This window comes from Arthrobacter sp. PsM3 (assembly GCF_030433895.1).
Taxonomy (GTDB): Bacteria; Actinomycetota; Actinomycetes; order Actinomycetales; family Micrococcaceae; genus Arthrobacter.
The window spans coordinates 51,409-75,927 of the sequence record NZ_JARUXE010000017.1 but is presented as its reverse complement, the minus strand read 5'-3'; the positions used below and the strand labels follow the sequence as shown (position 1 = coordinate 75,927).

The following is a 24,519-nucleotide window of genomic DNA, read 5'->3' as shown; positions in this document are numbered from 1 at the left end:
GGATCCGACAGTGCGGGTCAGGGTCCGATGGTGCCGGCCGGAAGGACCCCGGCGCCGCGGCGGAAGTATCGCCCGGCAGAGGGGCGCCAGAGGAGTACCGCAGCGGCCAGGCTCCCGAGGAGCGGAAGCCCCTGGGAGAAGGCCGTCAGGAGGATCGCCGTCAGCACTCCGGCCTCGGCTACCGCGCTCCCGGCGGGCACATTTAGATAGGCAGCGATCGTAGCCAGCACGACGTGGGTGAGACCAACCGCGGGGATCGCGGTGGCGACCCTTCGGACGACTGGCTTTTCCCGCCGGACCGCCATCGCGCAGGCGAGGTTTGCAACAGCCGCGGAGGCCAGAGTCAGATAGAGCACCAGCGCCGGAGCCGTTTTTGCATCAGTACCGATGCTTTCCGACAGGAGGAGCAGCCCCGAGGGCTGCCTCCAGTGCGGCGACAATACCGGAGGCAACCAGGATCCGGACCGCCGCCAGCACGGCTGCCGGCAGGCGGCCGGAGGCGGCCGAACCGGCGGTTGCCTCAAGCGCGGGCGCACCTCCGGCGGCGAAATAAGCGTTGGCCGGCGGCAGCCACATGAGCACCGTGGCAAGAACCGCAATGACGACGACCGCGCCGACTGTGGAGAGCAGTGCCTCCCACCATGGCACCGCAGTTGCGGACGGGTCGCCCTGCCAGTAGAAGAGTGCCGGAAGAATCACCGTATACGCCGACAGGACAATGCGTGCCGGCCGCCGGCCCTGCTTCAGGAGCACGGAGCACACAATGCCCGTAACAAACACGGCCGCACCGCCAACCTAGAGCGCCAGGGTCGGCAGGTACATCTCCGGTTCGAGCATTCCGCCCATCACCTGGAGGAGGAGGAGCCGCAGCAGCGACCAGACGGCGCCGGCAGCCCCGAAAACCAGCCAGATCCAAAACGAAATCGTCAGGACGGCCGGAACCCCGGTATTTGTGCTGGTGTCGGCTTTCGTGACCATAACCCCATGCTCGGCCACCCCGCAGCTCCCCCGGTAGGGTCCCAAACCCCCTGCCCGTCAGACTTCCCGCAGGCACCCGCCGTCGAGCTCGAGGACCCGGTGCGCCACACCCCGGGCGAAGGCGGCATCGTGGGTGACCAGGACGACGGCGGCGCCCCGCGCCGCCTCGGCGGACACGGCGTGGTCCAGCCGCTCGAGGCCATGCCGGTCCAGTCCCACGGTGGGCTCGTCCAGGGCGAGCACGGCCGGCCGGCGGGCCAGGACGGTGGCAAGGGCGAGCAGCCGCTGCTTCGAGGCGGGCAGTTCGGCCGGGTGGGTGGCGGCCTCCCGGGACAGCCAGACGGTCTCCAGCGCCTCGTGGGCCCGGGCGACGGCTTCCCTGCCGTGCAGCCGCCGCAGGCCGAAGCTGACCTCCCGCAGCACGGTGCGCTCGAACAACTGGTCGCGGGGGTGCTGGAAGAGCAGCCCCACCGAAGCGGCCACCCTGCCTGCCGGGAGACCGGCGATGCTTTTTCCGGCGACCCGCACCGTCCCCGTGCCCGGACGGAGCAGGCCATTGATATGGCGCAGCAGCGTTGATTTGCCGGCCCCGTTCCTGCCGGTGACGGCCACGATCTCCCCCGGCCGCACCGTGAGTCCCAGATCCCGCAGCAGCGGCTCTCCGGCAGCTCTGCCGGCCCCGGGGAAGCGAAAACCGACGCCCTCCAGCTCCAGCACCGGCGCGGTGTCCGGCACCAGGCCCCGGGCCCGGGCGGCGGGCACGGTGTGGGTGACCGCGGGCAGCACCGTCCCGGTCCGGGCGAGTTCCGCTGACCGGACCAGCTCCCGGGGCGTGCCGGCGGCGGTGGCGGTGCCGCCGTCGAGGATGATCCAGTGCGCGGCGGAGCGTGCGAGGCCGTCGGCTGCCTGGCTCAGCACCACGACGGCGGTGCCGGCGGCGGTGAGCCGGCGGATCAGGTCCCGGACCTGTATGACACCCGCAGCGTCCAGGGACGCCAGCGGTTCGTCGAGGACCAACACCCCGGGTCCGGTGATGACGGCGCACGCCATGGCCAGCCGGCGCAGTTCCCCGCCGGACAAGGTGGCGGGATCCCGGCCCAGGAGCGCTGTGAGCCCGGTCAATTCCGCGATGCCGGCCACGTCGCGGAGCATCCTGGCCCTGGGGGTCCCGCGGTTTTCCAGGCCGAAGGCGAGTTCCTCGGCGACGGTGGCGCGGACCGTGGAGAGCATGGCGGCCGCATCCTGGGGGACGTAGCCCACCCGGTCCGACCAGGCGGCGGGGTTGATCCGGGGATCGTCCTCGCCGCCCCGGAACTCCAGCAGTTCCCCGGCCAGTGCGAGCGAACCGCTGAGCCGTCCGGCCGGACCGGGCCGGAGCCAGCCGGCCAGCAGCTTGCCCAGGGTGGTCTTTCCGCTGCCGGAACCGCCCAGGACCGCGGTGAGGGTTCCCGGACGCGCACTGAAATCCACGTCGCGCAGCGCGGGGGACGTCCCGCCGTGGAAGCTGAAGCTGCCGATCCGGGCGGCAAGGACGGCGCCAGCCATCGGGGCAGTGGCCATCGTGCCGGCGGTCATGACGGCAGTGGCCATCGTGCCGGCGGAATCAGTAGTTGCCATCGGGCCGGCGGGATCAGCGGTGGTCATGAGGGCCCCGCAGCCGGCCAGGAGGCCGCGAGGCGAAGAGCCACGGCCGCGGCGGCGAGCAGCAGCAGCGCGGCCCGGAACCGGCGCCCGACGGGAGGGTCGGCGACCTCGCGATAGCTGGTCCGGGGGCCCGGGCCGCCGAAGCCGCGTGCTTCCAGGGCCTGGGCCCGGCTCCCGGAGTCCTCAATAAGGCCCAGCACCAGGGGGACCATCTGCAGCCGCACCCCGACGAGCCGGGACAGCACCCCGCCGCGGAGCACCAGCCCGCGGGCCTCCTGTGCTGCCCTGATGTTGTCCAGCCTGCCGGCCATGACCGGCAGGAGGGTGAGCGCGGAGGCCACGACGAAGCCGAACTGCGGCGGCAGACCCCGCCCGGCCAGCGCCGCCACGAGGTCAGGGGCGCTCACGGTGAAGGAAAAGAGCAGCAGCACCATGACGCAGGCTCCCGTGCGGCTGCCCGACTCGAGGGCGAAGGCGAGGCCCTCGGCCGTGACGCGCGCCGGGCCCCAGGCGGCCAGGACGGTGCGGCCCTCCGGGAAGAAGAGCCCGTGCAGCATCAGCAGCGACAACCCCAGCGGGAGCAGGACCGCCGCAGCCGCCGCCAGGACACGGCGGCCGACGCCGGCGCGCACGGCCAGCACGGCCGCCGCGAGGCCGACCGCGAGGGACAGCGGCCAGGCGCCTGCCGCCGTCGTGATCACGGCGGTGCAGCCCGCCGCCGTCAGCGACGTCAGCGGGTGGAGGGTGGAGGGCATTCCAGTGGGGTTCCGTGTCAGGCTTCGGGCGTTTCCGGAGCCTTGCCGGCAAGCACCCGGTAGCGCCGGACGAACGGGAACTGGACGGTGGTGCGGCGCGGCAGCGCGTAGACCAGCATCGCGGCGATGGCGAAGACGATGGCCTTGTCCATCGGGTCCGAGACCAGTGCCTGCTTGGTGATGGCTGCGAGCAGGGTGTCTCCCATGGCGCGGAAGGCGCTGACGAGCGCTCCCGTGCCGACGCCCGCGGTGCCGCCAAAGACGAAGGCTGCGATCGGGGCGGAGACGACGCCGGCGAGGATACCGGTGACGAAGCCGGCCACGGGTGCCAGGTAGAAGCGGCGGAACAGGCCTCCGCGGGCGGCCAGGCCTGCCAGGAAACCGATCAGCGCCGCGCCGGCGGCGAAGGGCAGCACGGTCGGGTTGACGAAGGACCACACGATGCTGCTGAGGGCGCCCGTCGCGGCTCCCGCCGCCGGCCCGGCGAGCACCGCGATCAGCACCGTGCCGATGGCATCGAAGTAGAAGGGCAGACCGGTGCTGCCCATAAGCTGGCCCAGGACCACATTCAGGACCAGCGCCACCGGCATCAGCACCAGCGTGGACGTGGGGAGGACCGGGAGCGCCGCAGCGATCAGCAGGACGGCGCCGAGGAAGAACCCGCCGAGGGCCACGAGCGCGGAGAAGCTGGCCGGGCCGTTGGCAATGTCCGCCGGCTGGGTCAGGACAAGGAAGACATAGGTGCCCGCGATCGCGGCGGCACCGGCGAGTTCGAGCACGTGGCGGTTGCGCCGCGCCTTGGCGGAGCCGGCGCCGGACCCGGGGCCGGTGGCGGGGAGGGTCAGGGACTGCTGTGACATGGGGATGGTCCTTCGGTGGGGGCTGCAACATCCGCCTATGTCACCTCGGCGCAGCTACCATCCTAACCAGCGGCGGACGGCCCGGCGGACGGAATTCGCCGCGCCAGCGCCCCGACCGAGGAAATCAGCTCGGCGAAGCACCGTTCGGGGTCGTTGGAGGAGACGATCCGGGCGTTGGGCGGCAGTCCCCAGAGGCCGCGGAAGTCCGCGACGGTGGTGCCGATCAGCAGGGGCGAGCCGGTTTCGACGTCGACGGTGGCCGGGCGGGCGGTGAACGGGGTGCGTCCGATGGCGGCGCAGGCTGCGAAGGCGTCATGCATGTGTGCCACGTAGCCCTGCTCGTAGAGCCGGTGGAACTCCATGTAGAACCGGATCGCGTCGGACAGGCAGGCCACGAGCGGGTTCGCTGAGCTGCTGCGCAGGCCCTCCGGCTGCTCGGGGAGGACCAGTTCCGGCCCGGCTCCGGCGGCCTCGCCGAGGCGCCGGAGGTGTCCGGGCAGCATTTCAATCCGCTCCGTCGTTTCCAGCGCGCACACCAGGGGCAGCTTGTCCTCCGGCAGTCCGCGGTACGCGGCGAAGACCTCCCTGGCCGCGTGCGGGTCCACCGAGACGTTCCATTCCGCCGTCGGCGTGGTGTTGCCCTGGTAGTAGAAGCTTCCTCCCATGATGACGAGGCCCTTGAGCAGCCGCGGCAGTTCCGGTTCGCGGCGCAGCGCGAGGGCGAAGTTGGTTAGCGGGCCGGTGATCAGCCCGGTGATCTTCCCCGGGTTGGCCCGGACTTCCTCCACCCAGACATCGACGGCGTGGCGGGGCGAGATCGGCTGCGCGGGCGCCGGCAGTTCGGCGTAGCCAATCCCCTGCGGCCCGTGCGTCTCCTCGGTGGTGACCAGCTGGATTTCCAGCGGCACCTCGGCGCCGATCGCCACTTCGACGCCCTGCCGCCCGCACAGCTGGAGCAGCGCCAGGTTATTGAGCGCGACCTGGCGGGCACCAACATTGCCGGCCGTGCAGGTGATGGCCTGGAGGTGGACCTCCGGCCGGGACAGCAGGTAGACGAGCGCCAGGGCGTCGTCGATCCCGGTGTCGACGTCCATCAGCACGGTCTGCGCCGGGCCGGCTGCCTCAGGAACCTCCATCTAGAACAGGGCGACCTTCGGTGTGCGCGGGAACAGGTCGTTGAGTTCGGCAAGTTCGGCGGTGCTGGGGATCCAGGCCACGGCGGCGGCGTTCTGCCGGACCTGCTCGGGCCGGGTGGCGCCGGCAATGACGCTGCTGACCGAGGGCTGGGCCGCGAGCCATGAGAACGCCACCTGGATCTCCGTCAGGCCCCGTTCGGCGGCGAAAGCGCTGAAGGCACCGAGCTGTTCCCAGTCGGCGTCGTGCACAAGGTTGGTGCGGGTGTGGCTGAGGCGCGAGCCCTCGGGCGCGGTGTCCCGGGCGTACTTGCCGGTCAGCAGCCCGTTGGCGAGCGGGAAGTACGGCAGGACACCCAGGCCGTAGGCTTCGGCGGCGGGCGTGACCTCGAGCTCGGCCCGCCGGTCCAGCAGGTTGTAGTGGTTCTGGCTGGAGATGAAGCGTGCTCCCCCGCGGGCGCGGGCCACGAATTCGGCCTCGGCGATCTGCCAGCCGGCGCGGTTGGAGTGGCCGATGTAGCGGACCTTGCCGCTGGTGACGAGTTCGTCGAGGGCGTCGAGGGTCTCCTCGATCGGGGTCAGCGGGTCGGGGGTGTGGAACTGGTAGAGGTCGATCCAGTCTGTCCCGAGGCGGCGCAGCGAGGCTTCGGCGGCCTTGATGATGTAGCGGCGGGAGCCGCGGGCGCCGAAATCGTTGCCATTGGTCCCGCGCATGTCCATGCCGAATTTCGTGGCGACGACGGCGTCGTCGCGGCGGCCCTGCAACGCTTTGCCCAGCATTGTCTCGCTGAGGCCCGGCTCCCGGCCGTAGCTGTCGGCGACGTCGAAGAAGGTGATTCCGGCATCCAGGGCTGCATGCACGACGGCGTCGGTCCCCTGCTGCGACTCGGTCGCCGTGCTGGCCCGGCCCAGGTTGTTGCAGCCAAGTCCCACGACCGAGACGGTCAGTCCGGAATTTCCTACGCGGCGGTATTCAGTCATGGGGTTCAGCCTATAACGACCGGGCGGGCCGGCTATCCTGCGGGCAGCTCGAGCCCTCGTTCGTCCAGGGCATCCTCAAGCTGCGCCAGGGTCCGCGGGCAGATACCATGCATCTGCCCCAGGGCCAGCCGCCCCAGCGCCACCACCTGTTCAAGGGTCTCGACCCCCGCGTGGGCGAGGGACCGGCGGGCCGGGGCAGCGATCCCCCGGGGCAGCGGGGTACGGCCTGGTTCAACGGATTGTGCAGCCATGTGGAAACCCTTCCAGTCGATGTCCCCCAAAACTGATGTGAAACGTGCCGGTGGAACCGCTGGAGCTAGAGCGTGAAGCTGTTGGCCGGCTTCGGTGAATACTTGAGCTTGAAGGACGTCTCGCCGAAGGCAGCGGCGCCGATGCTCAGTTTGGTGAAGTCGAGGTCCTCGCCGCGGATGCAGACCTTGATGGCGTTGACGGCCTTGTTGACGTCCGGGGTGAGGATGAAGATGTTGAGCTTGGAGTCGGAGAATTCCGAGCGGTCCACAACCCCGAGTCCGCGCCAGGCAAGGTGGCTGATGAGGGCGTCTTTGGCCTTTTCCTCGAGGTAGCGGTCGCGGTCCGTGCCGTCCTTGGTCTTCAGGGCGTACTGGGCCACCACCCAGGACTGCTCGTCCTCGGGGATTTCGGCGAAGCCGTCTTCGGCGCACTGCACGGCGAAGGCGTCCATCAGGCCCTCAGCGGCGGCGGCGTCGGCGACGTCGGTCTCGTCGGTCTTGCTCTGGTGCCCCACGACGCCGTGGTTCATCACGAACTGGCTGTAATCCTCGTCGAACCAGGCCTCCCTGAACTCGAGGACCCCTTCGTCGTTGCGTTTGTAAACCCGGATAATTCCGCTCATGCCCGTCCTCTCCTGAACCATTCGCGGTCTGAACCGTCGAAAGGTGGCTGTTGTGCCTTGACGGCCTGGTAAAGCTGGTCCGATGCGGCGCTGATCCGGTCCACCACGTCTGCGGGGTAGTCCATTTCGATCCGGTGCGCGGCGAACTCGTCCTCGTCGTCCACGTACACTCCGCGGTCCGCGGTCCGGATCACGTCCAGGTCCATGTCGATCAGGTGGAACTCGGTGACGCCCGGCCGGATCGTCGTCCAGCCGTGCTCCGTCGCCAGATCCACGTAGACCTGGACCCTGTCGGGATGCGCCTCGTCGTAGAAGGTCGCCACGTACTCGCCTGAGCGTGGGACCAGCAGCACGGCGTCGGATGCGGCGTAGAACGCCGCGCCGGGGCGGGAGCAGAACTCATTGGTGCCCTGGAAGATCCACCAGCCGTGGGCGTCCTCGCCGAGGTAGGTTCCGGGTACCACCCAGTGGGCCTTGCCGTTCCATTTCCGGTTCCGGGAGACCACGAGGTCGCCCGGTGCCAGGTCCTTGGGAGTCCTCACAGGATCGGCAGGCTGCCGGTGCTGGGATGTTCCTGGCCCGGGAGGGGCCGTGCGAACGGCACCTTGGTTCCCAGGACCTGCGCCACGACGTCGTGCGTGATCTGCTGCGCGGTCAGGCCGACCCGTTCCAGGACCTGCTTGCGGGTTCCGTGGTCCAGGAATTCCACCGGGAGGCCGACCTCGTTGAGGGCGGTATCCACCCCGGCGGCCCGCATTTCCTGGCGGATCCGGGACCCGACGCCGCCGGCGCGGACCCCGTCCTCGATGCAGATGACGAGGCGGTGGTGGGAGGCGAGGGCGATGATGGATTTGCGGACCGGCAGGAGCCAGCGGGGATCCACGACGGTGGAGCTGATGCCCTGCGCGCCGAGCCGGTTCGAGACGTCCAGTGCGAGTTCGGACATTGACCCGACGCTGACGATCAGCACGTCGTTTTCGCTGGATCCGGCGGGTCGGCGGGCCAGCACGTCAACACCGTCGCTGAGCCGCTCGATGGCCTCGACCTCGGCCCCGACAGTGCCCTTGGAGTAGCGGATCACGCTCGGGGCGTCCTCGATGGCGACCGCTTCGCGCAGTTCCTCGCGGAGCCGGGTGGCGTCGCGGGGCGCGGCGAGGTGCAGCCCGGGAACGATCTGGACCATAGCCATGTCCCACATGCCGTGGTGGCTGGCGCCGTCGGGTCCGGTGACGCCGGCGCGGTCCAGGACGACGGTGACCCCGGCCTTGTGCAGGGCGACGTCCATCAGGAGCTGGTCGAAGGCGCGGTTGAGGAAGGTCGCGTAGACCGCCACGACGGGGTGCAGTCCCCCGAAGGCCATGCCGGCTGCCGAGGTGAGGGCGTGCTGTTCGGCGATGCCGACGTCGAACACCCGCTCCGGGTGGCGTGCGGCGAACTTGTGCAGCCCGACGGGTATCAGCATCGCGCCGGTGATGCCCACGATGTCCTTCCGTTCGTCCGCGATGTCGGCGATCTCGTCGGCGAAGACGGCGGTCCAGGACGTCGCACCGCCGGCCTCGGTGGGCTCCCCGGTCTCGGGGTCGATGATGCCGACGGCGTGGAACTGGTCCGCTTCGTGCGCGCGGGCGGGCGCGTAGCCGTGGCCCTTTTCGGTCATGGCGTGCACGATCACGGGGCCGGCATAGTTCCTGGCAGTGGAGAGGGCATGCTCCATGGCCTGGAGGTCGTGGCCGTCCACGGGGCCGATGTACTTCATGCCGAGATCCTCGAACATGCCCTGCGGCGCCCACCAGTCCTTGATGCCCTTTTTCATGGCGTGCAGGCTGCGGTAAGTGAATTGGCCTGCGGGGCCGCCGTTTTGCAGCCGGCGTTTCCACAGGTCCAGCGTGCCCTCGTAGGCCGGGGCGGCGCGGAGCGAATCGATCGTGGGGCGCAGCGAGGCAAGGTAGTCGGCGAAACCGCCGACCGTCGGTGCGTAGGAGCGGCCGTTGTCGTTGACCACGATCACGACGCGGCGCTTCTTGTCTGCGGCAATGTTGTTGATGGCCTCCCAGGCCATGCCCCCGGTCAGCGCGCCGTCACCAACAATGGCGATGACGTAGCGGTCGCCGTCGCCTGTGAGCTGGCGGGCGCGGGAGATCCCGTCCGCCCAGGACAGCGAGGAGGAGGCGTGCGAACTTTCGACGATGTCGTGCTCGGACTCGGCGCGGTCCGGGTAGCCGGACATTCCGCCCTGCTGGCGCAGGGTGCTGAAGTCCTGGCGCCCGGTGAGGAGCTTGTGCACGTAGGACTGGTGCCCGGTGTCGAAGACGATGCTGTCCCGGGGGGAATCGAAGATCCGGTGGACCGCGATGGTGAGTTCGACCACGCCGAGGTTCGGGCCCAGGTGCCCGCCCGTCTGGGAGACGTTGCCGATCAGGAATTCCCTGACCTCGGCTGCCAGCTGATCCAGCTGCGCCTCTGACAACTTGCTCAGGTCCTGCGGATTCCGGATGGTCTCCAAGATTCCCAACGGCCCCTCCTTCGGGTGGTAGACATGCCTTTTAACTCTAACGCCTCCGGGGTAGCCCCCGCGCCGGGACGCGTGCCTAACGCGTCCGGAACACAGACGGAACACTTACGGAACGCGAAAGCCCCGGCCGGTGTGGGACCGGCCGGGGCTTTCGCGTCCGGCAACTGTTCCTCCCGCGGGAGGAGCCCTCCGCTAGTTAGCGGAGATCTGGCGCAGTACGTACTGCAGGATGCCGCCGTTGCGGTAGTAGTCGGCCTCGCCCGGGGTGTCGATGCGCAGGACCGCATCGAAGGACGTGACGGTGCCGTCTTCGGCCGTTGCGGTGACCTTGAGCGTCTTCGGCGTGGTGCCCTCGTTCAGGGCGGTGACGCCCTCAACCGCGAAGGTCTCCGTGCCTGTCAGCCCGAGGCTGGCAGCGTTCTGGCCGGCCGGGTACTGCAGGGGCAAGACGCCCATGCCGATCAGGTTGGAGCGGTGGATGCGCTCGTAGCTTTCGGCCACGACGGCCTTGACACCCAGGAGTGCGGTGCCCTTGGCAGCCCAGTCACGGGATGAGCCGGAACCGTACTCCTTGCCGGCCAGGACGACCAGCGGGATGCCGGCGGCCTGGTAGTTCTGCGCGGCGTCGTAGACGTAGGCCTGCGGGCCGTCAGCCTGCGTGAAGTCGCGGGTGAAGCCACCCTCGACGCCGTCCAGGATCTGGTTCTTGATCCGGATGTTCGCGAACGTTCCGCGGATCATGACCTCGTGGTTGCCACGGCGTGAGCCGTAGGAGTTGAAGTCCTTGCGCTCCACACCGTTGGCCAGCAGGTACTGCCCGGCCGGGGTGTCCGACTTGAAGGACCCTGCCGGTGAGATGTGGTCCGTGGTGACGGAATCGCCAAGCTTCAACAGCACGCGCGCGCCGGTGATGTCCTCAACGGGCTCCGGCGTTGCCTTCATTCCGTCGAAGTACGGGGGCTTCCGGACGTAGGTGGACTTCGGATCCCAGGCGAAGGTGTCGCCGGCCGGGGTGGAGAGTGCCTTCCAGCGGTCGTCGCCTTCGAAGACGCCCTCGTAGCCGCGGGCGAACATGTCCTTGTCGATCGAGGAATCGATGACCTGCTGGACCTCGACCGGGTTCGGCCAGATGTCCTTCAGGAAGACGTCGTTGCCGGCCTCGTCCTGGCCCAGGGCGTCGGCCTCGAAATCGAAGTCCATGGTTCCGGCCAGGGCGTAGGCGATGACCAGCGGCGGGGAGGCCAGGTAGTTCATCTTCACGTCCGGGTTGATCCGGCCTTCGAAGTTGCGGTTACCGGACAGCACGGCGGTGACGGAAAGGTCGTTGGCCTGGATGGCCTCGGAAATTTCCGCGTCGAGCGGGCCGGAATTGCCGATGCAGGTCGCACAGCCGTAACCGACGATGTAGAAGCCGAGCTTCTCCAGGTACGGGGTCAGGCCCGACTTGTTGTAGTAGTCGGTGACAACCTTGGACCCGGGAGCCACGGAGGTCTTGACCCACGGCTTCGAGGTCAGGCCCTTGTCGACGGCGTTGCGGGCCAGCAGTGCGGCGGCCAGCATCACGGACGGGTTGGACGTGTTGGTGCAGGAAGTGATTGAGGCGATCGACACCGCGCCGTGGTCCAGTTCGAACTCGCGGCCGTCTGCGGTCTTGACGCTGACCTTGGTGGACGGGCGGCCGTCGGACTTCGGGCCGTGCGCGTGCGGGGCCTCGTCGGTCAGGTGCGTGCCGGAGGCGGTGAACGACGGCGCATCCGAAGCGGGGAAACTTTCGTCGATCGCCTCGTCCAGGCTGCCGTCGACCAGCTCTTCCTTCACGTAGTTGCGCAGGTCCTGGCGGAACTGGTCCTTGGACTCGGTGAGGATGATGCGGTCCTGCGGGCGCTTCGGGCCGGAGATCGACGGGACAACCGTCGACAGGTCCAGCTCGAGGTACTCGGAGAACTTGATCTCCTTCGAAGGATCGTGCCAGAGGCCCTGTTCCTTCGCGTAGGACTCCACGAGGGCAACATTCTCGTCCGAGCGGCCGGTGAGGCGCAGGTAGTCGAGGGTGACGTCGTCGATCGGGAACATGGCGGCCGTGGAGCCGAACTCCGGGCTCATGTTGCCGATGGTGGCGCGGTTGGCCAGCGGCACAGCCGCGACGCCTTCGCCGTAGAACTCGACGAACTTGCCGACCACACCGTGCTTGCGCAGCTGCTCGGTGATGGTCAGGACAACGTCGGTGGCGGTCGCGCCGGCCGGGATGGACCCGGTCAGCTTGAAGCCCACGACGCGCGGGATCAGCATGGAGACCGGCTGGCCAAGCATGGCTGCCTCGGCTTCGATGCCGCCCACGCCCCAGCCCAGCACACCCAGGCCGTTGACCATGGTGGTGTGCGAATCGGTGCCGACGCAGGTGTCCGGGTAGGCCCGGACAACGCCGTCAATTTCGCGGGTCATGACGGTGCGGGCCAGATACTCGATGTTGACCTGGTGCACGATGCCGGTTCCCGGCGGGACGACCTTGAAGTCGTCGAACGCTGTCTGGCCCCACCGCAGGAACTGGTACCGCTCGCCGTTGCGCTGGTACTCGATCTCCATGTTGCGCTCCAGTGCGCCGGAGTTGCCGAAGGCGTCGATCTGCACGGAGTGGTCGATCACCATTTCGGCAGGTGCCAGCGGGTTGACCCGCTTGGGGTCCCCGCCCAGTTCCTTGACTGCTTCACGCATGGTGGCAAGGTCCACAACGCAGGGCACGCCAGTGAAGTCCTGCATGATCACGCGCGCCGGCGTGAACTGGATTTCAGTGTCGGGCTCGGCGCTGGGGTCCCAGCCGGCCAGTGCTCGGACGTGATCGGCCGTAATGTTGGCGCCGTCCTCGGTCCTCAACAGGTTTTCAAGCAATACCTTGAGGCTGAACGGAAGGTTTTCTGCACCTTCAACGGAGTTCAACCGGAAAATTTCGTATTCGGTACCGGCTACATTAAGTTTGCCTTTTGAACCGAAGCTGTCCACAATGCTCATCGCAGGACTCCTCTCGCAACAGTTTCATCTTTGTCGCGCCGCAGACCCCTTGCTAGTTAGGTGGCCCTAACTAGTGCTTGGCCTTGTTCACACAAGGTTCGGTACTTAGGTGCAGGAGGTCAGCCGTGATTACGGAGCGCGACGTCGGACTACTCCGCCCATCCTAGTGGCCTCAGCCCCGGGGAGTCAGTAGCGCCACAGTCTCCATGTGGTGGGTATGCGGGTACAGGTCGAAGGCGCGAAGGCCCGACAGTTCCCAGCCGGACTGCTGGAAGTAGCCCACGTCGCGGGCAAAGGACGCCGGATCGCAGGACACATAGGCCACGGCACGGGGTCCTGCCCCGACCAGCTGATTCACGACCGCCTTGCCGGCGCCCGCCCGGGGCGGGTCCAGCAGGATGGCGTCGAACGTGCGCGCGCTCTCGCGCAGGACCCGTTCCACCCGGCCCTGGACGATCTCGACCTGGGGTGCGTCATGCAGGTTCTTGCGCGCGTCCCGGCTGGTGCCGGGCGATCCTTCCACGGACAGCACGGACCCGGTAACACCCACGGCGTCGGCGAGCGGCGCGGTGAACAGGCCCGCCCCGGCGTAAAGGTCCGCCACCGCGGCGCCCGGTTCCAGGAAGCCGCCCTCCCGCAGGAAACCGGTCACGGCGCCCGCGAGGGTGTCGGGGCCGTCCCGGTGAATCTGCCAGAAACCGTCGCCGGTGACCCGGAAGTCATGGCCGGCGGCGGTCTCCTGGACGTAGGTGCGTCCGCGCAGCCGCAGCACTTCGCCCTTGACTGGATCGAAGCTGGCCACCGAGACGTCCTCGGGCAGCTGTGCGAGGACCGCGCTGAGCCGCTTGGCCCGGGTTCCCTCGGCCGGGACCAGGAGCACGAGCGGCCGGGAGCCGTTGGCCGGGGCGGCGACCTCAATGCGTTCGATGCCCTGCAGGTCGATGTCCCAGAGCCGGAGGGCGTTGATGGCGTCCACGGCCAGGGGCATTTCCCGGACCGGAAGGACCGTATCGGAGCGGTGCGCGTGCATGCCGAGCTTTCCGGCGGGGGTCACGGCGAAACCGGCCCGGGTACGCCAGGCGAGGCCCGCCGTCGTGCCGGCATCCCCCACGGCTTCCACGGTGAGCTGCTCCCCCGAGGCCTGGAGGTCGACGCCGGCCAGGCGGCGCAGCTGTTCGGCCAGCACCTCGCCCTTGAGGCTGCGCTGGCGTCGGAGGGAGATGTGCCCGAGTTCGGCGCCTCCGACCGGCGGGTGGCGGTGCGACCAGGAGCGCGCGGAATCGGCCAGGTCCCAGAAGTGCTCCACCCGGTCCGGGGAAGGCTCCAGGACTTCCACGACGTCGCCGCGCCAGAACTTGGCCTCCGGGCCGGACTCCGTGAGCCGGATCCGGACTTTCTCGCCGGGGATACCGTGGCGGACGAACACCACCCGGCCCTCGTGGCGGGCCACGCAGTGCCCGCCGTGGGCGACCGGCCCGACGTCGACGGTCAATTCGGTGTGGGGTTGCGTCTGGGTGTCGGGGCTCATTGGATGTCCTGCAGTCTCTTGGCTTCTTCGGATGATTTCAGCTGCCACGGCACACTGGCCACCATGACGCCCGGCTCAAAGTGCAGCCGGGTCTTGATGCGCAGCGCGGTCTGGTTGTGGACCAGTTGCTCCCACCACTTGCCCACGACGTACTCGGGGATGTAGACGACGATCAGGTCGCGGGGCGAATCGCGCCGCATGTTCGTGATGTACTCCATGATCGGCGTCACCGTTTCGCGGAACGGGCTGGCCAGCACGGTCAGGGGCACCGGGATTTCCAGCTTCTCCCAGTCAGCGACCGTCTGTTCGGTCTCTTCGCTGCTGATGTCCACGGTGATGGCGTCCAGCCTGGACGGACGTGACGCGCGGGCGTAGGCCAGCGCCCGGAGCACCGGCTTGCGGACGTGCGAGACGAGCAGCACCGCGTGCACGCGGGTGGGCAGCGCCCGGGGCGAGCTGTCCTCGTCCACGGCGAGTTCCTTGGCCACATTGTCGTAGTGCGCCCGGATGCTCCACATGATCAGGAACAGGATGAACATGGCCAGCAGTGCGATCCAGGCGCCCTGCTCGAACTTGGTGATCAGGACGATCACCAGGACAAGCCCGGTCATGCCGAAGCCGATCGTGTTGATGATGCGTGATTTGAGCATGCGCAGCTTGACGGCGGGGTCCTTGGCGAGCTTCAGCTCCCGCCCCCAGTGCCGGATCATGCCGAGCTGGCTCATGGTGAAGGAGATGAAGACGCCCACGATGTAGAGCTGGATGAGCTTGGTGACGTCCGCGTCGAACGCGATGATCAGCACGAGGGCGCCGGCGGCCAGCGCCAGGACACCGTTGCTGAAGGCCAGCCGGTCCCCGCGGGTCCGCAGCTGCCGGGGCAGGTAACCGTCCTGGGCGAGGATCGAGCCGAGGACCGGGAAGCCGTTGAATGCCGTGTTGGAGGCGAAAACCAGGATCACGCCGGTCGCGGCGACCACGATGTAGAACGGCAGTGAGCCTTCGCCGAAGATCGTCTGGGCGATCTGGCTGATCGCCGGATTCTGGATGTACCCCTCGGGAAGCGGCTTGCCGTCCAGCAGGAACTCCTTGGCCGGGTCCAGCACGATGTGCACTTTGGTGGCGTTGGCCAGGTAGATGATGCCCGCGAGCATGGAGGCCGCGATCACGCCCAGCAGCAGCAGCGTCGTGGCCGCATTCTTGCTCTTGGGCTTCTTGAAGTTCGGCACCCCGTTGCTGATCGCCTCGACACCGGTCAGGGCCGCGGCGCCCGAGGAAAAGGCGCGCAGCAGCAGGAACGCGCCGGCGAGCCCGGTCAGTCCCTCGTCGAAGCCCGCCGCCGGAACAATCGTGAAGGCCGCCGACGGCGCCTGGCCCAGCTGGCCGGTGGAGGCCTGGAAGACGCCGATCGCGGTCATGCCGAGGATGGACGCCATAAAGATGTATGTGGGGACGGCGAAAACGCTGCCGGCTTCCTTGATGCCGCGCAGGTTCACGATCGCCAGGACCACAACGCCGATCGTCGCGATGATGGCCCGCTGATCATGCAGCGAGGGAACGGCGGTCGTCAGGTAGGCGGCGGCCGAGGACATCGACACCGCCACCGTCAGCACGTAGTCGACCAGCAGCGCGGAGGCGACGGTGAGCCCGGCATACTTGCCGAGGTTCTCGTTCGCGATCTCGTAATCTCCGCCGCCGGAGGGGTAGGCGTGGACGTTCTGGCGGTAGGAGGCAACCACGGTCAGCAGCACCACCATGACGGCCAGGCCCACCCAGGGCGAGAACGCCACGGCACTGACCCCGGCCAGGGCCAGCGTCAGGAGGATTTCATCCGGCGCATACGCCACGGAGGACAGTGCGTCGGAGGCGAAAACGGGCAGGGCTATCCGCTTGGGAAGCAGGGTGTGAGCCAGGCTGTCGTTCCGGAACGGCCTGCCTACCAGCACCCGCTTCACGGCATTGAAAATTGTCGGCACCACACAAAGCTAGTCCGATTCGGACGCGATGTCATGACGGCGACGATCCCCGGCGTTCAGGCGCCGCCCCGCGGGCCGCCCGGCGGGCCGGGAAGCCCGTCGCTAGGCCGGTTTCCGTGCCGGTTTCCAGGCCGGTCCCGGGGCTGGCCGCGCGGGGAGCCGGGGCCGGTAGAGTTTTACCCAGCAGCAGACACCAAAGCTTGAGGAGGCACGTGTGGCGCACTTCGTGATCATGGGTTGCGGCCGTGTGGGGGCGACCCTGGCGCACACGCTCGAGGACGCCGGCCATTCGGTGGCGATCATCGACCAGGACGACCGCGCCTTCCGGCGGCTCCGCACCGGCTTCACCGGCCGCAAGGTCACCGGCGTCGGCTTCGACCGGGAGACCCTTAAACAGGCCGGCGTCGCGGACGCCTATGCCTTCGCCGCCGTCTCCAGCGGTGATAATTCCAATATCCTGGCCACCCGGGTGGCCCGCGAAACCTTCCATGTCCCCCACGTGGTCGCCAGGATCTACGACCCGGGCCGCGCGGAGATCTACCAGCGCCTGGGCATCCCCACGGTCGCCGCCGTTCGCTGGAGTGCGGACCAGGTGCTCCGGCGGATCCTGCCCGAACAGCACCTGGCCGGCGACTTCCGGGACCCCTCCGGCCGGCTTGTGCTGGCCGAAGTGGATCTGAACCCGGAATGGATCGGCCACCCGGTCACCTCGATCGAGAAGGCCGCCGGCGTCCGCGTCGCCTACCTGACACGGTTCGGCGAGGGCATGCTGCCCGTGGCCGGCACCCTGTACCAGGACGGCGACACCGTGCACGCCATGCTGGGCGTGGACCGCAGCAGCGAAGTTGCCCACATTCTTGCCAAGTCCCCCGCCAAGGAGTCCTAAGTGAAAGTCGTTATTGTCGGGGCGGGAAGCGTCGGTTCCTCGATCGCGCGCGAACTGCTGGCCCACAAACACGAGATCCTGCTGATCGACCTGAAGCCCGAGGTGATCGGCCGCAGCGGGCTGCGCGGCGCCCACTGGCTGGTCGGCGACGCCTGCGAACTGAGCACCCTGCAGGACGCAAAACTGGAGGACGCCGACGTCGTGGTCTCCGCCACCGGTGACGACAAGGTCAACCTGGTGGTCTCGCTGCTGGCGAAGACCGAGTTCGGCGTCGGCCGGACGGTCGGCCGGGTCAACAACCCCAAGAACGACTGGATGTTCGACGATTCCTGGGGCGTCGACGTCGCCGTGAACACCCCGCAGCTGATGACCGCCCTGGTCGAGGAGGCGGTGGAGATCGGCGACCTCGTCCGCCTGCTGACCCTGCAGACCGGAGTGTCATCGCTGGTCGAGTTCACCGTCCCGCACGATTCGCACGTGGTGGGCCTGACAGTGGGCGACATCGAGTGGCCCGAGGATTCCACCCTGGTGGCGATCCTCCGGGACCAGGCACCGATCACGCCGAGCCGTGATGACGTGATCGACGGCGGGGATGAGCTGTTCTTCGTGACCACCATCGCAGCCGAGGACGAGCTGCGCGCCTTGCTCTCCCCTGAGTCGCAGGGCGATGACGAGCATGACACCGGCCAGCACCCTGTCACCTCGGACCTGCACGGCCACGCGGGCCAGCCCGCCGAGGGCGACGGCTTCGACGGCTAACCCGGTTGCTCCGGGGGCAGGTTGCCCTATCACTTAACGTTGTTCTGAAGGGCTGAAAACAACGTTAAGTGATAGGTCAACGGACGTAGGGCAACGGACGCTAGGCCGTCGGGGCGGTTTTTGGGGCGGGCCGGGTCAGCAGCCAGGCGACCCAGATGCCCAGGATGTACAGCGGCGCACCCATCAGGAGCCGCGTCGTGGCGAGGGCCGCAAAGCCGGGTTCGCCCATAAAGTACAGCGGGACCTGGACCAGCAGCCGGAGGGCCAGCACCGAGATGATCACCCAGGTACCGATCCGGTAGGCCTTAACCCGGCCCGGGTTCTTCCGCCAGTCCAAACCTTCGTTCCGGATGAACCCGAAAATCAGCCCGGCAAACGGCCAGCGGACGGCAATCGAGATCGACATCGCCACGATGTAAGCAATGTTGGTGAAGAACCCGGGAACGTAGAAGTCTTCGGCCTTGCCGGTGCTGTTGGCAAGCCAGGCGGAGAGCCCGACGCCGGCGATCCCCGCCAGTGCCTGGGTCAGCGGCTTGCGCTGGACCAGCCGGGCCACGGTGAAGGCCGCGGCGACGGCGAGGGAGGCCACCAGTGCCAGGGGAAGCTCGCGGGTGAGAGTGAAAGCAATCAGGAAGACCAGTCCGGGGAGGATGCTCTCGGCAATGCCCTGGATTCCGCCGGCGCTTTTAAGTACGTCGATGTTGCCGTTGCTGGACCGGTGCAGTCCGGCTTTGGCGGCGTAGCCCTCGGCGAGCTGCGCCACAGTGGGCTGCGCGGCGGCGGCTGGCCGGGGGGCAGGTCCATCCCCGGCCGGACCTGCTGCTGCTGAGCTTTCCCTGGCCGGATTTTCCCGGGCTGCTCGCTCCCCGGCGGGCGGCTGCGGTTTCTCGGGCAGGGTCATTGCTCCTCCTGGCGGGAGAGTATTTCGTAGCGGGGGTTGAACATGGTCGGCAGGCCGTCGCGGACGGTGACCATGCCCTGCAGCCGGAGTTCCGTACCGGCGTCGATCCCGGGGATGCGGCGCCGTCCCAGCCAGACCACCCGGAGCCGGTCCGTGGGGGTCCCGGGCCGCTGCCGCCGGGCGCCCGCAGGCGCGGCGGCGGCTGCCGTGTCGGTTACTGCCGGGACTGCACGGGCACCGCGGGTCCTGACCGGGGGCGCGTTGTGGTCCACAACAATCGCGGTGAAGGCCGCGACATGGCTCGCCGGCGCGTAGGTGACCGCCTCGATGTAGCCGTGGCACAGGACGCGGCCGCGGACCGGCAACCCCCGCACGGAGACAGAGGCGGACGGATCCAGGCGGGGGGCATCAGCCAATCTGGGTAATCTCCGGTCCACGTTCGGGCTGCTGCCCGAGGTCCGGGGCCGACTGCGGGGCGGGTGCGGCGTTGTCCTTGGGAAGGCGGAGCTGCAGCAGGTCCCGCGGCGGCATCGGGCTCTCACCGCGGACCACCACGATCTGCCGGAACAGCCCCTCAAGCCCGGCGGCCGCGTCGCGGTCCACGGCGGCCTCTCCGCCGAACACCCCGCGGAGGAACCAGCGCGGACCGTCGACGCCGATGAAGCGGGCCACGCGGTAGCCCTGGCTTTCGTCGGCGCCACTGGCCGGGAGCTTGGCGAGCAGCTCGGCGCCGAAACCGCCCTGGATTTCCTCGACCTGGCCGCCCTGGCTGCCGACCGACTGGCCGATCTGCTCGCGGATTTCGTCCCACAGGCCCTCGGAGCGGGGAGCCGCGAACGCCTGGAGCTGGAGGCTTGAGCCGTTCAGGTCCATGGTGACGGCCACGACGCGCTGCGTCGCCTCCTCAACCTCAAGCCGGAGCTGCAGTCCCTCCGCCGGAGCGATCAGCAGCGCACCGAGGTCCACATAGCCGTCCTGGTCGGTGATCTCCGAGACATCGAAGGGACCCGTAGCGCCACGGGCGGAGGCTGCGGTGGACGTCCCGGCGGAGTCACCGGCGGCAGCGTCGGCTGCTGCCTCCCGGGTTTCCCCGGGCTCTGTCAGCTGTTCCTGCTTGGCTTTCCTGCCACGCCCAAAAACCATGGGGTTGTCTCCTTAGTTGTGATTCCGTGCCGCCGCGTCGCCCCGCGTCCGCGTGGTGCCGCCGCCTGTTGCGCTCTCATGCAGCAAGGGCAGTCGGCCGATGCGTCCTGCAAAGCGGTCCTGTTCATAAGTCCCTGCGTAAATACTGCGGGTCCTGCCCGCTGCCGGTCAGGCCGGCGCGCCGAAACCGCCGGTGGATCCAAAGCCGCCGCCGCCGCGGACGGAGCCGCCGAGTTCCTGGACGGGCAGGAATCTCGCGTACTCCACGCGCTGAATTACCATTTGAGCAATTCTATCGCCGCGCTTGAGTGCAATCGCGTGCTGGCGGTCGGTATTCAGCAGCGTCACCGCAATTTCGCCGCGGTAGCCTGCGTCGACGGTGCCGGGGGCGTTCACCACGGTCAGACCATGCTTGGTCGCAAGCCCGGACCGCGGGTGGATCAGGGCCACGAACCCGTCGGGGAGGGCGATCGAAACACCGGTAGGGACCAGCCGGCGCTCCCCCGGTTCCAGCACCACGTCCTCGCGGGCGCGCAGGTCGGCGCCGGCGTCCCCCGGGTGGGCGTACGACGGCGGCTCCAGGCCGTCGTCGAGCATTTTCAGCTGCACCGTCAGGGTGGGCGTGCCATATTCCGGCACCGAGGCTGCTGCTGGCGGTGTTTCCGGGGCTGCCGCCCGGGCGGCATCCACTGCGGTCGTTTCTTCAGTCACAGTCCCTCACTCTAACGCCCGGGGGGAAGATCGGCCTAGCGGCGGCCAGCCGGCCCGGACGCGGGCGCCCGCCCGGGCCGCCAAGGTGAAATAGCCCGGGAAAAGTGGAAAGCTGGGCTTATGCCCGAATCCAGTGCAGCCGTGCCTGCCCCCAACAGCACCCCCAGCGACACCACCGTTACGTACCACGAGAAGCTCTGGCCGAACTTCTGGATCTGGCTGGTGTCGGCGGGACTGTCGGGCGCCGGGATCCTGGTCTTCGCCCCCATCAGCATCACCGCGGGGATCATCGCTGCGGTCGTCCTGTTCGTGATCATCTCCGTGCTGCTGGTCGTCTCGACCCCGGCCATCACGGTCACCAGTTCCACGCTGCGCGTCGGCCGCGCCAGCATCGAACGCCGTTTCGTGGGCGCCGTCTCGGCCTTCCGGGGCAAAGAAGCGACGGCGGAGCGCGGCACCCGCCTCAACGGTCTGGCCTTCATGTGCATCCGCGGATGGATCGATCCGGTGGTCCGCATAGAGATCACCGACCCGTCCGACCGCACGCCGTACTGGCTCGCGTCCACCCGCCGCCCGGACGAACTGCTCGCCGCGCTAAATTCCTAGCCCTCGCAGTCCTTGCAGTACTTAAGGCCGTCCTTTTCGCGGGCAATCTGCGAACGGTGCCGGACGAGGAAGCAGGAGGCACAGGTGAATTCATCGGCCTGGGCGGGCAGGACCCGGACCAGCAGTTCCTCCCCGGACAAGTCCGCGCCGGGGAGTTCGTAGCCTTCCGCAAGATCTGATTCGTCTTCGTCGACCACCGCGGAAGGCTTCTCCGTACGCCGCGCTTTCAGCGCCTCAATCGAGTCCTCGCTGAGGTCCTCTTCAGTCTTGCGCGGCGCATCGTAATCTGTCGCCATGATGTGTTGCTCGCATTCCGCATTCGTTCGGTTGGATCGCCCGGCCCGGCCGGCCCGCCAGGCTGTAGCCCTGGGCCCCGGGAGAGGTTCTCCGATGTCAACGCCGGGCACGCGGTTTTTGTGCCCGATGTCGGGTCATCTTTGCTTAAGTGCCCGGTGAGCGCCAGAGTCCTGCGGTCCCTGACGCCCCGTCCCGGCCGGAGCATCCGGCGCACCGGCGGCCGGCTGACCGGCGGTGGGCCGAAAAGCGGCGGAAATTCGCGGAAAATGACGGCGCGCCCTCCGTCCTCACCGGAATTGGCGCGCATCAGTGGCAGAGTTTCGATTGTTAGTAATGCCAGGGTGGAGGATTTGTATGCAGGATCTACGGCTTGTAGGCGTCCACGACGACGGGGAGCATCTCCTGTTGAGCGGCGCCGGCGGCGAGATGTTCCAGCTGCCAATCGATGAAGCGCTTCGGGCGGCAGCCAGCCGGACTCCGGCCAAAGCCGTGTCCGGGGCGGGTGCCGCACCCATTGCGATGTCTCCGCGCGATATCCAGGCGCGGATCCGCAGCGGCTCGACGGCGGCAGAGGTGGCGGAGCTCTCCGGAATTCCGCTCGCGAAAGTCCAGCGCTATGAGGGTCCGGTGCTCGCCGAGCGCGAGTACGTCGCCCAGCAGGCCCGCAGGGTGGAAGTGGCCTCCCCGGCCCCCGGACACGACGTTTACCGTTCGGCCTTCGGTGACCAGCCGGCATCGCTCGGCGAGATGGTGGCCCACCGGCTCAGCGCACACGGCATTGAAGCCTCCACCGTGGAGTGGGACTCCTGGCGGCGGCCGGACGGAAGCTGGAACGTGGTGGCGCGCTTCGAAGCGGCGCCCGGCGGCCCGGCCGGTATCGGCGAGGAACCGCCGGCCATGTGGACGTTCAGCCCGTCGCGCAAATCCCTGCAGAACGCCAACCGCTGGGCGCAGCAGCTCAGCGAACTCGAGCCCCTCGACGGTCCCGTCCCGGCCCGCCGGCTCACCGCCGTCTCCGACCGGCCCTTTGATTTTGAGACCGACGCCGATGCCGCCGCGCGCACCGCAACCGCCCAGCTCCAGGTGGTCCAGCAGCTCCAGCTGAAGCAGGAACAGGAATCCGACGGGCTGCTCGACATGCTGCGCTCCCGCCGCGGACAACGCCTCGGCGTGGACGAGGACGCCGACGACGCCCTCGCAGTGCTCCTGACCAACGGCGTTCCCGCGGCCCACCCGCGGCCCTCCGATGTGCCGGCCGAGCCGGATGCCGCTGAGCCCGGATCGGGTCCGTCCGAACCGGTGCCTGCCGAGGCTCCCGCAGCGGGCACCGAACCCCGGCCGGCCACGGATCCCTGGGAACGCCGCCGAGACGGCAGGCCCTCGATCATGTCCCGTCTCACCCTGGCGCCCCGTCATCAGGACCAGCCGGACGACGCCCTGAAACTGCACGACGGAGTCAGCACCGACACGCGGGAAATTACCATCGTGGCGTCGCAGGTGCGGCCGGCCGGCCAGCAGGGGCCGACGTCCAGCCCGGGGCTGGACGAACTCCTGGGCGGCGGGACCTCCCGGCGCCAGCAGCGTGAATCCGCGGCCACGGCCCCGGAAGAGCGTGACGCGGAGCAGCCGGAGCGCCAGCCGGCGAAGCCGAAGCGTTCCAGCATTCCGAGCTGGGATGACATCGTCTTCGGAGCCCGGGGGGACTGACCGAAGCCCCGCACGGGTCAGGGTCCTTCACGCGCAGTCAGGCGCGGGGGGCCCTTTTTCCGTCGGCCTGGAAGCACAGCAGCGGGACTTCGCGTTCGGCTTTCGTCAGCGAACCGTGCTGGCCCACCACTTCAAGGGCTGTCGGCCGGGCACGCCGGGTGTCGTAGAACGCCACGGCGTCCCGGGCGGCGATCATCACGTCGCCAATCCGCGGGCCGACCTCAGCCCGGACCGCACCGAAGAACCCCGCGGCGGTGGCTTCCTCCCGGGTGAACGCCCAGATCCGGTCGCCAAAGCGCGCGCGCCAGGCCGCAATCAGCCGGGCGCGGCCGGCATCCCCCTCTGATGCGTCCAGGTAGAGGTGAACCATTCGCGGTTCGCCCGCTGTGTGGCGGACACCGGCAACGAGGTCCGGGTCGGCCGAGTAGTCGATCCGCTGGGATACCGGCACATCGAGCATGCCGTGGTCCGCGGTGAGCAGGATGGTGGTGCCCGCCGGCAGGGTGGCGCTGAGCCGTTTGACGGTGGCATCAAGTTCCTCGAGCTGGTGCTCCCACTGCGGAGACTGGCAGCCGTGCCGGTGGCCGGCCTTGTCCAGTTCGTTGACGTAGAAGTACATCAGTGCGCGTCCCGCACCGGCCATCGCCTCGGCGGCGGCGGCGGTCCGGGCGTGGGAGGTGGTCGCCGTGACGTAGCGGCCGCCGCGGAGCGCAGCCCGGGTCATCGCGGAGTCGCTGAACTGCGGGAGGCCGACCGTGGAGACGTCGACGTGCTCCGCGGCCCGCTCGAACACGGTGGGGAACGGCTGCCACAGCTGCGGATCCACACCGGCGTCCCAGCCGCCGAGCATATTGACCACCCGGTCCTGGCCGGGGTCCAGCACGTCATAGCCCACCATGCCGTGCTGCCCGGCCGGGAGTCCCGTGCCGAAACTGGCCAGCGACGCTGCCGTGGTGGAGGGAAAAGCGGAGTCCAGCGACACCGGCACCCGCCCCTGACCGGACTGCATCACGGCGCGCAGGAACGGGGTGTGCGCCGACTTCTGCTTCAGCAGGTTCCGGCCCAGCCCGTCGGCCAGGACAACGCAGACGCGCTTGGCCGCAGGCAGGTTCAGCCGGTTCTCAAAGCCCGGAACCCCCAGGCTGGCCGCGGCACTTGTCAGCACCTCGGCGATGGAGCGGTCTCCGAAAGCCGGGGCCACCGGCAGGTTCTGCGGGAGGGCCGGGGCGGAGGGCAGGGCTTCGGGCACGCGGACAGACGTCATC

At 68.7% G+C, this 24,519-nt stretch carries 25 protein-coding genes; 4 read left to right on the top strand and 21 right to left on the bottom strand.

Features of this window, described 5'->3' with window-relative positions:
- Window positions 1-17: 17 nt before the first annotated feature.
- The 15 genes from QCD75_RS10995 to QCD75_RS10925 form a co-directional block, all read right to left on the bottom strand.
- On the bottom strand, window positions 18-356 hold the full coding sequence (locus tag QCD75_RS10995; RefSeq protein ID WP_301228515.1) for a hypothetical protein: 339 nt from the start codon (window positions 354-356) through the stop codon (window positions 18-20).
- 22 nt (window positions 357-378) lie between these two features.
- Window positions 379-753 carry a hypothetical protein gene (locus QCD75_RS10990; RefSeq protein WP_301228513.1) on the bottom strand — a complete coding sequence of 125 codons (375 nt, stop codon included), beginning with the start codon at window positions 751-753 and terminating at the stop codon, window positions 379-381.
- A gap of 42 nt (window positions 754-795) precedes the next feature.
- Window positions 796-978, bottom strand: coding sequence for a hypothetical protein (locus QCD75_RS10985; RefSeq protein ID WP_301228511.1), 183 nt, complete (start codon window positions 976-978; stop codon window positions 796-798).
- Window positions 979-1,035: 57 nt separating this feature from the next.
- A complete protein-coding gene (locus QCD75_RS10980) occupies window positions 1,036-2,553 on the bottom strand; it encodes an ABC transporter ATP-binding protein (protein ID WP_441005469.1) in 1,518 nt (505 codons plus the stop codon).
- Window positions 2,554-2,618: 65 nt separating this feature from the next.
- Window positions 2,619-3,377 carry an energy-coupling factor transporter transmembrane component T gene (locus QCD75_RS10975; RefSeq protein WP_301228509.1) on the bottom strand — a complete coding sequence of 253 codons (759 nt, stop codon included), beginning with the start codon at window positions 3,375-3,377 and terminating at the stop codon, window positions 2,619-2,621.
- Window positions 3,378-3,394: 17 nt separating this feature from the next.
- A complete protein-coding gene (locus tag QCD75_RS10970; RefSeq protein ID WP_301228507.1) occupies window positions 3,395-4,237 on the bottom strand; it encodes an ECF transporter S component in 843 nt (280 codons plus the stop codon).
- Between the two features lie 62 nt (window positions 4,238-4,299).
- Window positions 4,300-5,373 carry a nucleoside hydrolase gene (locus tag QCD75_RS10965; RefSeq protein WP_301228505.1) on the bottom strand — a complete coding sequence of 358 codons (1,074 nt, stop codon included), beginning with the start codon at window positions 5,371-5,373 and terminating at the stop codon, window positions 4,300-4,302.
- The gene (locus QCD75_RS10960; RefSeq protein WP_301228503.1) at window positions 5,374-6,351 is read right to left on the bottom strand and encodes an aldo/keto reductase; all 978 of its coding nucleotides are present in this window, start codon (window positions 6,349-6,351) and stop codon (window positions 5,374-5,376) included.
- A gap of 32 nt (window positions 6,352-6,383) precedes the next feature.
- The gene (locus QCD75_RS10955; RefSeq protein ID WP_301228501.1) at window positions 6,384-6,602 is read right to left on the bottom strand and encodes a hypothetical protein; all 219 of its coding nucleotides are present in this window, start codon (window positions 6,600-6,602) and stop codon (window positions 6,384-6,386) included.
- Between the two features lie 65 nt (window positions 6,603-6,667).
- A complete protein-coding gene (locus QCD75_RS10950) occupies window positions 6,668-7,225 on the bottom strand; it encodes a hypothetical protein (RefSeq protein WP_301228499.1) in 558 nt (185 codons plus the stop codon).
- Window positions 7,222-7,767 carry a DUF402 domain-containing protein gene (locus tag QCD75_RS10945; protein WP_226760428.1) on the bottom strand — a complete coding sequence of 182 codons (546 nt, stop codon included), beginning with the start codon at window positions 7,765-7,767 and terminating at the stop codon, window positions 7,222-7,224. The genes QCD75_RS10950 and QCD75_RS10945 overlap by 4 nt, the downstream gene beginning before the upstream one ends.
- Window positions 7,764-9,737, bottom strand: coding sequence for a 1-deoxy-D-xylulose-5-phosphate synthase (gene dxs / locus QCD75_RS10940; protein WP_301228495.1), 1,974 nt, complete (start codon window positions 9,735-9,737; stop codon window positions 7,764-7,766). Before dxs ends, QCD75_RS10945 begins: the two co-directional genes overlap by 4 nt.
- Window positions 9,738-9,929: 192 nt before the next feature.
- Window positions 9,930-12,743 (bottom strand): aconitate hydratase, encoded by a 2,814-nt coding sequence (locus QCD75_RS10935; RefSeq protein WP_301228493.1) that lies wholly within the window; start codon window positions 12,741-12,743, stop codon window positions 9,930-9,932.
- A gap of 172 nt (window positions 12,744-12,915) precedes the next feature.
- Window positions 12,916-14,271 (bottom strand): class I SAM-dependent RNA methyltransferase, encoded by a 1,356-nt coding sequence (locus QCD75_RS10930; RefSeq protein WP_301228491.1) that lies wholly within the window; start codon window positions 14,269-14,271, stop codon window positions 12,916-12,918.
- Window positions 14,268-16,244: an APC family permease gene (locus QCD75_RS10925; RefSeq protein ID WP_301228489.1), complete on the bottom strand. Its 1,977-nt coding sequence runs from the start codon at window positions 16,242-16,244 to the stop codon at window positions 14,268-14,270. Before QCD75_RS10925 ends, QCD75_RS10930 begins: the two co-directional genes overlap by 4 nt.
- Window positions 16,245-16,458: 214 nt before the next feature.
- On the opposite strand from QCD75_RS10925, the gene QCD75_RS10920 reads away from it, so the two are divergent.
- Both QCD75_RS10920 and QCD75_RS10915 read left to right on the top strand, forming a co-directional pair.
- Window positions 16,459-17,130, top strand: a complete 672-nt coding sequence (locus tag QCD75_RS10920) for a potassium channel family protein (protein ID WP_301228488.1) — start codon at window positions 16,459-16,461, stop codon at window positions 17,128-17,130.
- Window positions 17,131-17,889: a potassium channel family protein gene (locus tag QCD75_RS10915; protein WP_301228486.1), complete on the top strand. Its 759-nt coding sequence runs from the start codon at window positions 17,131-17,133 to the stop codon at window positions 17,887-17,889.
- 100 nt (window positions 17,890-17,989) lie between these two features.
- On the opposite strand, the gene QCD75_RS10910 is transcribed toward QCD75_RS10915, so the two are convergent.
- From QCD75_RS10910 to dut, 4 genes are all read right to left on the bottom strand, one after another.
- Window positions 17,990-18,790 carry a DUF3159 domain-containing protein gene (locus tag QCD75_RS10910; protein ID WP_301228484.1) on the bottom strand — a complete coding sequence of 267 codons (801 nt, stop codon included), beginning with the start codon at window positions 18,788-18,790 and terminating at the stop codon, window positions 17,990-17,992.
- On the bottom strand, window positions 18,787-19,206 hold the full coding sequence (locus QCD75_RS10905; RefSeq protein WP_301228482.1) for a hypothetical protein: 420 nt from the start codon (window positions 19,204-19,206) through the stop codon (window positions 18,787-18,789). Before QCD75_RS10905 ends, QCD75_RS10910 begins: the two co-directional genes overlap by 4 nt.
- Window positions 19,199-19,933 carry a DUF3710 domain-containing protein gene (locus tag QCD75_RS10900; protein ID WP_301228480.1) on the bottom strand — a complete coding sequence of 245 codons (735 nt, stop codon included), beginning with the start codon at window positions 19,931-19,933 and terminating at the stop codon, window positions 19,199-19,201. The genes QCD75_RS10905 and QCD75_RS10900 overlap by 8 nt, the downstream gene beginning before the upstream one ends.
- 168 nt (window positions 19,934-20,101) lie before the next feature.
- Window positions 20,102-20,644 carry a dUTP diphosphatase gene (gene dut / locus QCD75_RS10895; protein WP_441005468.1) on the bottom strand — a complete coding sequence of 181 codons (543 nt, stop codon included), beginning with the start codon at window positions 20,642-20,644 and terminating at the stop codon, window positions 20,102-20,104.
- A gap of 120 nt (window positions 20,645-20,764) precedes the next feature.
- Between dut and QCD75_RS10890 the strand changes: the two genes are divergently transcribed.
- Window positions 20,765-21,250, top strand: coding sequence for a DUF3093 domain-containing protein (locus tag QCD75_RS10890; protein WP_301228478.1), 486 nt, complete (start codon window positions 20,765-20,767; stop codon window positions 21,248-21,250).
- Here the strand turns inward: QCD75_RS10890 and QCD75_RS10885 are convergent.
- Window positions 21,247-21,546, bottom strand: coding sequence for a DUF4193 domain-containing protein (locus QCD75_RS10885; protein WP_018772415.1), 300 nt, complete (start codon window positions 21,544-21,546; stop codon window positions 21,247-21,249). The two genes, QCD75_RS10890 and QCD75_RS10885, sit on opposite strands and share 4 nt — an antisense overlap.
- Before the next feature lie 355 nt (window positions 21,547-21,901).
- Between QCD75_RS10885 and sepH the strand changes: the two genes are divergently transcribed.
- Window positions 21,902-23,254, top strand: coding sequence for a septation protein SepH (gene sepH / locus QCD75_RS10880; RefSeq protein WP_301228474.1), 1,353 nt, complete (start codon window positions 21,902-21,904; stop codon window positions 23,252-23,254).
- A gap of 37 nt (window positions 23,255-23,291) precedes the next feature.
- Here the strand turns inward: sepH and QCD75_RS10875 are convergent, their stop codons facing one another.
- Entirely contained in the window at window positions 23,292-24,518 is a 1,227-nt protein-coding gene (locus tag QCD75_RS10875) for an alkaline phosphatase family protein (protein WP_301228472.1), read from the bottom strand.
- Between the last annotated feature and the right edge of the window lies 1 nt (window position 24,519).